This is a genomic window from Mucilaginibacter sp. (assembly GCF_025362475.1).
In the GTDB taxonomy this organism is placed as follows: Bacteria; Bacteroidota; Bacteroidia; order Sphingobacteriales; family Sphingobacteriaceae; genus Mucilaginibacter.
The window spans coordinates 1-11813 of the sequence record NZ_JANYGH010000061.1 but is presented as its reverse complement, the minus strand read 5'-3'; the positions used below and the strand labels follow the sequence as shown (position 1 = coordinate 11813).

Annotated in this window: 9 protein-coding genes; 3 read left to right on the top strand and 6 right to left on the bottom strand. The window is 38.1% G+C overall.

Going from position 1 to position 11813, the window contains the following annotated elements; genetic code table 11:
- Window positions 1-10: 10 nt before the first annotated feature.
- Window positions 11-3310: a TonB-dependent receptor gene (locus Q0R88_RS20995; protein ID WP_295720037.1), complete on the bottom strand. Its 3300-nt coding sequence runs from the start codon at window positions 3308-3310 to the stop codon at window positions 11-13.
- Window positions 3311-3486: 176 nt separating this feature from the next.
- On the opposite strand from Q0R88_RS20995, the gene Q0R88_RS20990 reads away from it, so the two are divergent.
- On the top strand, window positions 3487-4194 hold the full coding sequence (locus Q0R88_RS20990; protein WP_295720036.1) for an FCD domain-containing protein: 708 nt from the start codon (window positions 3487-3489) through the stop codon (window positions 4192-4194).
- 458 nt (window positions 4195-4652) lie between these two features.
- Window positions 4653-5519, top strand: a complete 867-nt coding sequence (locus tag Q0R88_RS20985) for a hypothetical protein (RefSeq protein WP_295720034.1) — start codon at window positions 4653-4655, stop codon at window positions 5517-5519.
- A 1-nt stretch (window position 5520) separates the two neighbouring features.
- Here the strand turns inward: Q0R88_RS20985 and Q0R88_RS20980 are convergent, their stop codons facing one another.
- The 4 genes from Q0R88_RS20980 to Q0R88_RS20965 form a co-directional block, all read right to left on the bottom strand.
- The gene (locus Q0R88_RS20980) at window positions 5521-6273 is read right to left on the bottom strand and encodes a polysaccharide deacetylase family protein (RefSeq protein ID WP_295720031.1); all 753 of its coding nucleotides are present in this window, start codon (window positions 6271-6273) and stop codon (window positions 5521-5523) included.
- A 341-nt stretch (window positions 6274-6614) separates the two neighbouring features.
- Complete coding sequence (locus Q0R88_RS20975) at window positions 6615-7421, bottom strand: phytanoyl-CoA dioxygenase family protein (RefSeq protein WP_295720029.1); 807 nt, start codon at window positions 7419-7421, stop codon at window positions 6615-6617.
- Window positions 7422-7445: 24 nt separating this feature from the next.
- Window positions 7446-8522, bottom strand: a complete 1077-nt coding sequence (locus Q0R88_RS20970) for a GNAT family N-acetyltransferase (RefSeq protein ID WP_295720027.1) — start codon at window positions 8520-8522, stop codon at window positions 7446-7448.
- Between the two features lie 225 nt (window positions 8523-8747).
- A complete protein-coding gene (locus Q0R88_RS20965; RefSeq protein WP_295720024.1) occupies window positions 8748-9605 on the bottom strand; it encodes a glycosyltransferase in 858 nt (285 codons plus the stop codon).
- Between the two features lie 373 nt (window positions 9606-9978).
- Here Q0R88_RS20965 and Q0R88_RS20960 point away from each other — a divergent pair, with 373 nt between their 5' ends.
- The gene (locus tag Q0R88_RS20960) at window positions 9979-11103 is read left to right on the top strand and encodes a zinc-dependent alcohol dehydrogenase family protein (protein WP_295720021.1); all 1125 of its coding nucleotides are present in this window, start codon (window positions 9979-9981) and stop codon (window positions 11101-11103) included.
- 101 nt (window positions 11104-11204) lie between these two features.
- Here Q0R88_RS20960 and Q0R88_RS20955 read toward each other — a convergent pair.
- On the bottom strand, window positions 11205-11813 hold a 609-nt coding region (locus tag Q0R88_RS20955), incomplete at its 5' end, for a Crp/Fnr family transcriptional regulator (protein ID WP_295720019.1).

Here is an 11813-nt window from a genome sequence, read left to right as displayed (position 1 = left end):
TTTTAAAAAATTAGAATGAGGCTTGAACACCTACTACAAATGATTTGGGTGTTGGATAAGTACCCTGGTAAATACCGGTTAATGAACCGTTGGATACCGGGGCTTCTGGTGTAGGGCCGCTGAATTTCTTTACATAGAACAGATTTCCGGCACTGGCATATAACCGCACTTTAGATAGGAAATGTGTTTTATCAAGCACTGATTTAGAGAAATCATAGGATAATGTTATTTCTCTGCAGGCCAAATAATTGCCACTTTCATACAAATTGGAATTATTGCCGTTTAAGACCCCGCTGGCGTTATTGCCTCTTGTATAGTTTTGTTTAGATCCCACAACCTGATCGGCATAATAAACTTTTGGTGTGCTGGTATTGGTATTGGTTGGCGACCATGCCTGTTTTTGCCGATCGATGTAGTTAAAAGTACCCTGGTAGTTACCCAAAGTGCGGGCCATAAGATCGTTATAAATGGTATTACCTAAGGTGTATTCAAACCTGGAGTACAAAGAGAATGCCTTGTAGGCTACGTTTACATTGAAGCCGCCGGTCCACTTAGGATAGATATTCCCCAGATAAACCTGGTCGCGCGAATCAATGGTGTCGTTTTTGTCTACGTCCTGCCAGTTCACATCACCAGGGGTAATATGGCCTCCTTTTCCGGCTGCCAGGCCTGGTCCGGTGATACCTGCAACATTATCTACCCTTGAACCTGCCGTAGCAGCTACATCTGCGGCATCTTTAAATATGGAAACCTGTTTGTATCCATAGATCTGCCCTAAGGGCTGCCCTTCCTGGAAACCACCTACCCAAATAACTTTACCCGATTTTGGATCATAAACCTGTAAACCGCCCTGCCTGTTATTCACATTGCCGTTGTAAGGCAATTTTAGTACTTTGTTTTTTACATAGGATGCTGTAGCACCAATATCAATTCTTAATCCACTTGGATTATTAAGCACATTGGCCTTTACTGTAAATTCGTAACCCTTGTTTTGCAATGTACCAAGGTTAGTTTGAATGCTGGAAAAACCGGTATAACTTGGTAAAGGCAAACTGGTTAACAGGTCGCTGGTGATGCGATTGTAGTAATCAAACAGAAAGCTTATCCTATCTTTAAAAAAGCCCAGGTCGGCGCCAATATCTGTTGTGCGGCTTTTTTCCCATCTTAAATTAGCGTTGGTTAAACCCGTATTCAGGAAACTGCCTTGCCCGTTATATAAAGTTTGAGCAGCGTATATCCCCTGCACATCATAATTACCTAAACCGGCTATATTACCATTCGAACCGTAACTCGCACGTGGTTTTAAAGTAGAGAATACTTTATTTAACCCCCATTTTTCAAAGAAACCCTCTTTGGCAACATTCCAACCTGCAGATACGCCGGGAAAATAACCTACCCTTTTATTAGACGCAAGTTGCGATACACCATCTTCCCTTAATACAAAGGTCAGCAGGTACTTATCGTCATAAGCATAATTTAAACGGGTAAATGTAGAAATGATGCGATTTTCGGCTTGGGAACTGGTGTTGCCACCCACGGCGAATAAAGTTGACGCGTTTGCCGTAGATATATTATCAGTTGGCGCGTTTGTACCGTCTACCTGTATAATTAAAGCTTTTTGATCATAATATTCGGCACCAATCATAGCGCTCAGATCATGCTTACCAAATGATTTGGTATAATTAAGGATTGCGTTATAAGTTTGCTGAAACGTACGTGAATAGCCTGCAATTGATTCCCGGCTGGTATTGTTATATGCCGGCGGGGTGGCAAACAATGTAGCATACGTTTGCGTAGCCTGCTGGAAAGATTGGTTGATCTGTTGATTTAAATAACCGCTACCCGATACTTTTAAAAATAAACCGGACATGATATCCCATTTTACAGACGCGTTCGCGGTGATGCGGTCTACCTCGTTGCTGCGTTTTAATTTACCCAGCCAGTATAGTGGATTGCCATCGCTGATACTATTGCCAGGGTTTGGCTGCGTTTTGGCGGCATCCAGCCATGGATTGAAAGTTGGCCATAAAGCCAAAGTCCGGTACAGGGAGTTTACATCGCCGGCAGGTGCACCTAATTGCGACGAGGTGGAAAGTGTTACTCCTGTAAATACTTCCACATTGGGTTTCACTTTGTATGAGCCATTAAAATCGCCAGAATAACGGTTGTAATTTGACCCAACGATCACCCCATCTTCGTTATAGTAATCCAGGCTGGCAAAATACTTGCCCTTGTCATTACCGCCTATAGCGCTCAGGTAATGATCCTGTGTGCGTGTATTCCTGAACAACAGGTTTTGCACCTCTTTACTGTGATCTTTATAAATGATCTTGCTGCCCGGATTAGCCGGATCATCCAGATCCTGCCATCCCTGCGATAGAAGACCAACATTTGCAGGTGTTTCCGCTTTAATATCGAAAGAAGCGAGGTTTGCCGCATCGGTTAACAAGCCATATCCACGGGTTGCGTTGATTTGCGCAAGGCTCCTGCCAGAATTGAAGTTGCCAAGGCGGTTATAGTAAATATAATCGCCGGCATTCATGTAAGAATAACCTTCCCTTTGCCGGTTAAACCCTTCTGTAAATTTGTAGGTTACCTGTGCTACACCCGATTTTCCTTGTTTTGTAGTGATCAGGATTACACCATTATTAGCTCTTGCGCCGTATATAGCAGTGGATGCCGCGTCTTTTAAAAGATCGATAGAAGCAATATCATCAGCCGGGATATCATTAAAGGCCCGGATAATTCCATCAACCACTACCAGTGGCGCTCCGGGGCTATTGATAGATGCGCCGCCCCTCAATACGATCAGGGGAGTTGCGCCAGGCGCTCCGCTACTGTTCACTACCTGCAAGCCGGATACAGTACCCTGCAACGCGCTGCCGATATTGGCCCGGGGAGCAGTGGCGAGCACCTTACTATCTAAAGTGGCAATAGCACTGGTAACACTTTTACGCGATTGGGTACCATACCCTACTACAACAACTTCGTTAAGCGTTTTGTTATCCGGTTTAAGCACCACATTAATAACCGTTTGCTCGCCAACTTTAATCTCGCGGGTGGTATATCCCAAAAAACTGAACACCAATACATCATTTGCCGATGCCTCAATGGAGTAGGAACCATTAGCCGTAGTTGGGCCGCCTTTGGTTGTTCCTTTGATAATAACACTTACGCCAGGCAAAGCGCCATGGTCATCGTCAGCGATGACCTGCCCGCTGATCTTCCTGGTTTGGGCTTGTACAAACGTAAAAAGCAATAGGCCAATTACGGTAAACAAAGCCCGGTGAAGGGTAAAATTTCTGTTCATTTGAATTTGGTTAGTTATGTATTATGTCATACATAATACAATTATAGAAATTTTTATTTTAGATTCACAAAATAATTCGGGATATATTTTTTTATTGATTACCTGTGTGTTAGGAATACACTTAAGGATTGTTGATAATTATTGACAGCTATTTGTAAGTTTGCAGAGGGAGAAATATGAAGACTAACGGCCTTATTCAGAACATTAAAAATGTAGATACCAGTTCGCTGGTAGACCGGGTTGAAAAAAACCTGATCGAGCTTTTTATTGAAAAAAACTTTAAAGTAGGCGATGCCATACCCAAAGAGCTGGAATTGTCGGCCGCACTGGGAGTGAGCCGGACCGTGATCAGGGAAGCCCTGCTCAGACTGAGGTTAATGGGACTGATTGATTCGAGGAAGAAACGAGGCGCGGTGCTTACCAGCCCCGACCTGGTGTCCATACTGGAAAAAAGTATGAATCCGCAGATTCTGGACACCGTTACCCTCAAAGAGATATTTGAAATGCGCCTGGCCCTGGAGATTGGTATGGCTGATTTTATTATAGAGCGCATAACACCAGAGGATATTGCCGAATTACGTTCGATTGTTGCAATTGAACCGGCCCAATCCCAGGCTGCCATATTTGATGTGGAGCAAGAAATTAAATTTCACGGAAAGCTGTACGATATCACCGGCAATGAAACCTTACGCAAATTTCAAAAGCTGCTACTACCGGTATTTGATTACGTACACCAAAGCGGCTTGCTGAAGAAGCCCGTTAAACCCAGGAAATTTGTTTCACATGCGGGGCTGATAGACCTGATAGAAAAGGGATCTGCTGAAATGCTCCGGAATGGAATGCGTAACCATTTGGAAAACCATTTTGCACGACTATTTGAATAATTTATGCCATCAATTTTAACAATTAAGCAGGATACCGATTCTTAAAACAACTGATTCATTGTTCGGGCAAAGTCACATACCTTCTGTACATTGGCTATGTGTGAATTAATAATTTTCCCGCAAACTCTCTTGGGCAATATAATATAATACATCCCCCTTGAATTCTAAATGCCCATATTTGCTGAACGCTCGTTTAATTTTTTTTTATTTTGCGGAGTTTATCTAATTATATTTGCGATATATTAAAAAAATATGTTAGCAGATAGTGATACGGATAAGCGTAAGATAATTGTATTTATTATCATTGTTATCTTGTGTGTTATTGTTTTACTAATTATAGGTAGCCTAACCTATGAATATGATAAGATCCTTAGTCCAAGTGCAACTGGTGATAAAAATTGGGATGGAAATTAGTACTGTTATCCTTACTGATTATAACTTTTATAGCTAATGAATTTATGATCAGAGAGATATTTGCAGATTATTCTCAAAAGAAAACAAGTTGGTTTAAGCTAAAATTAATAGGACAGTACAAAAATCTGCAATTTTTAAAAAGAGCGATAAAGTGGAAATTCCACATAGCTTTCAACCCAATAATTATTGATAATAATAAATTAATTAAAAACTCAATCCCTGTTTTAATTAATAATCATAACCGCCTGTTTTCGTTACAAGCACAAATTAACTGGCTTAACTCTTTAAATGATAATTTGTCAATTATTGTTGTCGACAATAAATCAAATTATATCCCATTAATAGAATATTATAAGACTTTAGCACAGGTTAAAAATTGCCAGGTAATTTATCTGAATCATAACTCCTGGCTCAGGGGAATAAATTATATAGCAAAACAACTTACTGAGTTCCCTAAGCTTATCATAACAGACGCCGACCTAATCCCATACCGGGATACTCCCAATGATACAATTAAACATCTTTCAGCATTATTAGATAAATATCCGGGTTATAATCATATAGGCCTTTCGTTGGAGATCAATGATATTCCTGATTACTATCCTTTAAAGACCAACGTAATTACACATGAATCGCAATTTTGGCCCCCGATGGCTAAAGCGTTAGACGCTGATGTGGTGGTTGCTGCTGTCCACTCTACCTTTGCGATGTACCGTAACAGTTCTGTTTTTAGTTTGAGGGACCCTGCCTTAAGAACACAGCGGCCATATACAATGAAACATGTAGATTGGTATATCAATCCCGATAATATATCAAAAGAGTACCTACATTATGTAAGATACTGCCAGCCGATAGCGTCCTGGTCGCAGGAACTTAAAGCAACAGTAAACATCTTAACAAACCAAAAGTAAATTACAACGCCTTAAATTCAATTTGTAAAGTGATGAGTTTGTTTATTATGTTTTTAAACTCAGCGCTTGTTTCAATATGATCATGAAGTAATATAATTTCATCTGAATCATGATTTCCAAGCCACCTTTTTCTGTTGCCGTACGCTTTTAAATAGTCTTTGGGCTTTTTACTTTCTACTCTTTCTAAAACATTTTCAATAGTTTCAAGTCCCTTAATATTTTTCTTAATTATTGCCCACTCCATGATATCGAATGTCCAAAGAAGGTCAATATCGTTATTGAATCTTTTACTGTTTAAATAAGAATAATTAACATTTTCAAATTTGGGTTTAGTGTAACCTATCTCCTTTAAAAAGTCTTGTATATAGCTTGCCCTTTTCAAATCAGGCAGTGGGAACATTTTAAAATTTTGCCCAAATTTTCCATCTCCCTTGTCACCATAGGGAAATCTGAACCATTTTTCATGATAATCATATCCCGCATCTAAATAAAGCGCTGTTATAATTTCATCTGTTTTACCAATTTCATCACAAGTTTCTTTTAAGGAAATTGAAGAAAAATGAGGGTGACTATAGGAATGATTTTGAATTTTAAAGCCCATCTTTATAACTTTAATTACCGCATCTGCCTCCTCCTCCAAATTTTTTCCTATACAAAAAAACACTGCCGGAATTTGCAGCGCATTTAAATAATTACAATGCTCCAAAAACTTAGATGACGGTGAGTCATCAATAGTGAGGTAAGATGTTTTCAAGAAAAACTGACAATTTAGAATTAATAAAACTAATAATATTTTACCATTAATTACCAGACTAAATCCAGAAACGCAAGCCAATTGGCCCTAAAGTATAGATGAAATCATACCATTTGTATTTTCAATCAACCCAAATTCACTATTTTAAAGTTGCAGTTCATTTTTTTAGTAAATAAAAAAGGGTGACTGTGAATTGCTTTTTTTTACAATTCACAGTCACCCCCAAAAAAAATAAAACAAAAAAGGCTGCTCATGATATATGATACAGCCTCATTGGTTAATATAGCAACAATGTTTAGGAAACCTTAATCCAATATCAGTTTCAATTATTTTTAATTGAATTAGCCCTGGTTGGGCTGGTACATTCTTTTTTCAACTGGTTGATAATATTCATTCAGGTTTTCTGGTATCCTGGAATTATATCCCAAAACTTGCCTTAAATGTTCATTCAATCCCTCGCCGAAGCTATAACCTAAAGCTCTGGGGTAATCAAGTTGTTGTTTAAAGAATGGGCGCGTAAAGGCCATGGTCAGTGTTCTTCTTTTTTCATCGGTATTGTTTTTTCCGGCTGCGTGCCACAGGTTGGAGTCAAACAACATAATACTGCCTTTTTTTGCTACCGCCCGGTCTGCATTATTGTAAAAATAATCGCTATCTGGTTTTTCTTCGTGTTTATGTGAGCCTGAGAGAAAATAGGTCGCTCCATTTTCTATAGTAAAATCATCCAAAATAATCATCATTTGGATCATTATTTTAAAATCTCCGGTAAAACTTCGGATATCTCTATGGATATTTTGAACGTAAGGCTTGTCATCTCTCAAATTAATAACCGCGCCTAATGAGTTTAAGATATAGTTTCCCTTTAAAAAATGCTTTATTTCATTTTCACAGTACCTTTGTTCAAGAAACTTCAGTGTAAAAATATCTTTTTCTACAAGGTGGTGAAGTGTACCGTTCATATTTGCACCTATGCCATTGGCAATTTGAATTTCGCGTCTTACATCGTATGCCTTCACTAACGAAGTGGTAATTTCATCAATAAAATCAGTTTTCAGTGCATCCTCATAAACAATCCAGCCGTAATCAGTCATTACCTGATCAAAGATGGCAGGGTCATTAGCTTCCGAATAAGTGAATTTATTTTTCATAATTTTAAATTTATTAAGGTGAATTTAAACATTGGTGGTTACTATATTTGAAATTTGTGCTTGTGTTTTTCTTTTAGGCTGACGATATGAGGGGAAATAATTGGGTTCCACATTTGCATCCACATCTGCCTTTAAAACAAGTTCATTATAAGCAACATGATCATTGATGTAGCACCAAATTTGATCCTTTACTTGTAAATCTGTAAAATATCTTTTAAACATAAAAAGAGAGTCTTCCTTGCCGCCTACCCCACCTCCAAGATGAAAGATTTTTTTGCCAAGCCTTCTCCCAATCATACTTATCTCATCTGTTAAAAGTTTGCTGGGCGATTCTTTCAGGTAATCTGGAGATGTTGCTGAAAGGTGGTTTCTAATAATACTGCCTGATAGTAAAATCAATGCACCGCAGATAAGTACCGGTCCGTCGTAAATAAGAATAAGTTTGTTATCAAACCCCTCCATACTAAGAAGATTGGCGAAATACTGTTCATCAAAATAGTAATTGGGTGAGGCATTTACCCTATCCATGTTTTTGTAGTACATGTCAATGAAACTTTTTATACCCTCGAGAGTGTTTAGCTCCTTGATCAGATAACCTTTTTCACGCATTTTTCTTATTTGGCGCGAAAGTCGTTTATCATATCTGCTTCTTTGATCCTCTACAGCCATTGAAAGATCCATATATAGTGTTGTTCCATTTTCTTTCAATCCGCCAATACTTCCCAATATATTATGCTGATTAAGAAAAGGATGCAAGCGGGAAAATATACAAACTGAATTTTCCTCTTTCATGAAGCTCACAAAAGCTTTTTTAAAGCGCGTAGTTACTAAAGCCGATATATCCAATAGGTTTATATTGGATATAGGCCCGCAATAACCATAAACGGAGGTCATATCAAAAAATGTTGAATTTTCTATTTTTCGTTTGATCACCGGCAATGCAATGAACAAATCATTTTCTTCGTACACAAATAGTACTGGTTCTCCTTCTTTATTTAAAGAATGATAGTACCAGGTATGAAAAACCTCATGTATTAATGATCTATCGATATAAGTATTCCATTCTTTGTTATTTCGAATCGAAAAATATTTGTAAGACATAAGTTATTTTAATTAGGGTTATTAATGATGATATAGAACGGCTAGATTGTTTATAAGACAGCTTGGAAAGGCGATGGATACCCAACAAGATTCATTGAAAACCTTATGGGCATTTGCGATAAAAAAGGTAATTCCCATTAAAATATTAAAAAAACAATGGAGATAAAAGCAACTGCCTACGCCCCGATTGTCATTTATTGTTGAAATCAAATTTACAAAGGGAGATTAAAGCAGGTACTTTACAGTATCAAAAGCTTTGCGAATCCTATGTCGCTTCAATTCAAATAATATGTATCTTTTTACATAAAGTAACAAAAGCGTTAGCCTCTGAATTCGGCGGTATTTAAAATGCTTAATGATAAGGTTAAAATCGCTTATCACCATTTCCATACGTGCCTCAACTTTAATCATACTCCAGATGCCTCCGGAATGGTTACGATAACAGCTCATCACCTCGGGCATTACATAAATTTTTCCACCAGTATTAAACGTGGCAAAAATTTTTAAAAATTTATCTGCCGCATAACATTTTAAATACCAGGGCTTTTGAAACAATTGGTGTACGGCCATGCTATTACGGTATACAACTGTAGCTGTCTTGGTTTCTTCCTGCCGGCCGGCCAGCAAGTCGGAGTATGTATGCACTAATGGCAGTGGATTGGGATCAACATACAAGGTGTTATCGTCATTGTCAATTACCCGCGTATAATGACAACACATAACATAATCGGGGTTTTGCTCTAAAAAATCAACTTGTTTTTGCAATTTGTGAGGATTTGTCCAATAATCGTCGCCATCGCAAAGTGCAATATATTTTCCTTTGCACATGGCAACCGTATCGATCATGTTATAGTGAGGGCCTATGTTTTTTTCCGGAGTAATTACCTTTACTATAGACGGATATTTTTCAATATATTTTTTCAGTACCTCCAATGTACCGTCGGTAGAGCAATCATTGCCGATAACAATTTCAAATTTGAAATTTGTTATCTGCATTAAAAAACTCTCCATAGTTTGAGCAATAAATTGTTCCTGGTTGTAAGTTGTACAGCAGATACTGACCATCAAATCCTGCTTTACCATAATTTTTTACTTGTTTTAACAGTTTCAACATTCATTTTCATCAACATATTTTAAAACTAAAGCCCACCAATTAGTCACATTTAGCAAGCCAATAATTCAAATTTATCTAATTGGTGTACGATAGAAAAGCGACTTAAAAAATTGTCATAAAATTGTAAGTAGCCTTTGGATACGTTTACAATAAGTGTAGATATTTTCACATTTAGTGTGAAGTAAATTAGTGATGTCAAACATTATCCGCCTTATACAGTTCTAAGTTTATGTTTTTTCATTAACATGTATATCATGTATTATAATGATTCCCGTCATTTCCTGCCTGGCATTATCAATCCATCTTTGTATTAATGATCAATAAAACTATTAAATCACTATCATGGAAACTTTAATGCAACAAAAAACTGAAAAAGAGACTTTAGATGAATCAGCCAATCTTAATATAAAAACAATGAAGGCTTTGGTTTATCATGGGCCAGGAAAAAAGGCCTGGGAAGAAAAACCTAAACCACAGATAAAAGTAGCCACAGATGTAATTGTAAAAATTCTTAAAACCACCATTTGCGGTACCGACCTCCATATCATGAAAGGTGATGTTCCCGAGGTTGAAGATGGCAGAATAATAGGGCACGAAGGTGTAGGCATCATAGAAGAAACCGGGAGTGCCGTAAGTAATTTTAAACCTGGTGACCATGTACTTATATCTTGTATTACATCATGTGGTAAATGCAGTTATTGTAAAAAAGGTATGTATTCTCACTGTGAAGACGGCGGATGGATTCTTGGCCACCTTATTGACGGTACCCAGGCAGAATATGTAAGGATACCTCATGCCGACAATAGCTTATACCCGATTCCGGCAGGGGCTGATGAGGAAGCACTGGTAATGCTGAGCGACATTTTACCCACCGGTTTTGAATGCGGTGTGTTGAACGGACAAGTTAAACCAGGTGATACCATTGCTATTGTTGGTTCTGGGCCTATCGGTTTAGCTGCTCTTTTAACTGCTCAGTTTTTTTCACCTGCAGAAATTATTATGATCGACCCTGACGACAACAGGCTGAATGTTGCCAAGGGCTTTGGAGCAACACATCTTATGAATAACAGTACGGAAGATGTTGTCAAAAAAATAATGGACCTTACTTCGGGCAGAGGAGTTGATACAGCAATTGAGGCTGTTGGCATTCCTGCAACTTTTGAATTATGTGAGGCCATCATTGGACCGGGCGGACATATCGCCAACGTAGGTGTTCATGGCAAAAGCGTAAATCTTCATCTTGAAACACTTTGGTCAAAAAACATAACAATTACGACCCGGCTTGTAGATACAACTTCAACGCCCATGTTATTAAAAACTGTTAATGCCAACAAATTGCAACCCAGTAAATTAATAACCCATCATTTTAGACTGGACCAAGTTATAGAGGCTTATGACACTTTTGAGCATGCAGCTAAAGAGAAGGCACTCAAAGTGATTATGACAAATACAAACGATGTTGAATAGCCATTTTAAAGCCAACAATCAATAATACATGAAGGCAAATGAGCTATAAAGGCTGATTTGCCTTTTTTTATATTTAGTATGAACTAAACATCCGCAAAAACTCAATCTTTCATTTTCTCCAGCCGGGCATGATCTATTATCCGTATGTGGGTACCAATACGTTCTATCAAGCCCTCAGATTTAAAGTCTGTAAGTATTCTGCTCACTGTTTCTGCAGCCATGCCGGCCATGCCGGCCAATTCTTCACGTGATATTTTAAACAGAAGTGGGTTTGACAATGGTGTATTTAACCTTAAAAGTACCTGTGATAAACGTTTGCGAACCGAATTGTAGGCCATCAATAATAACTGATTATCCTTCTCCCGAATATTACTGGCCATCATCCGGATAAATTGTTGATTAATATTCTGATAGCGATTGATCATGTCAATTACCATTTCCCGAGGTAACACACATACTGTAGAATCACTAACGGCCTCTGCTGTTTCTGAATAATTTTCTGCCGATAGTAGGGAATATAAACCAATGTAATCCTCTGGTTTAAACAAACCCAGCAACAGTTCCCGCCCATTATCGGCTATTTTAAAAGTTTTAATACATCCTTCAAGCAAAAGATATAAACCGGAAGACTCATCACCCTCATAATAAAGTATCTGCTTCCTTTTAATCTGCTTAACTTTCCAGCCGGCGATTACGGTTTTCAAATCCAC

Coding starts and splice junctions, on each gene's coding strand:
- Q0R88_RS20995 (WP_295720037.1), bottom strand. CDS start 3,310: ATGAACAGAAATTTTACCCTTCACCGGGCTTTGTTTACCGTAATTGGC.
- Q0R88_RS20990 (WP_295720036.1), top strand. CDS start 3,487: ATGAAGACTAACGGCCTTATTCAGAACATTAAAAATGTAGATACCAGT.
- Q0R88_RS20985 (WP_295720034.1), top strand. CDS start 4,653: ATGATCAGAGAGATATTTGCAGATTATTCTCAAAAGAAAACAAGTTGG.
- Q0R88_RS20975 (WP_295720029.1), bottom strand. CDS start 7,421: ATGAAAAATAAATTCACTTATTCGGAAGCTAATGACCCTGCCATCTTT.
- Q0R88_RS20970 (WP_295720027.1), bottom strand. CDS start 8,522: ATGTCTTACAAATATTTTTCGATTCGAAATAACAAAGAATGGAATACT.
- Q0R88_RS20965 (WP_295720024.1), bottom strand. CDS start 9,605: ATGGTAAAGCAGGATTTGATGGTCAGTATCTGCTGTACAACTTACAAC.
- Q0R88_RS20960 (WP_295720021.1), top strand. CDS start 9,979: ATGGAAACTTTAATGCAACAAAAAACTGAAAAAGAGACTTTAGATGAA.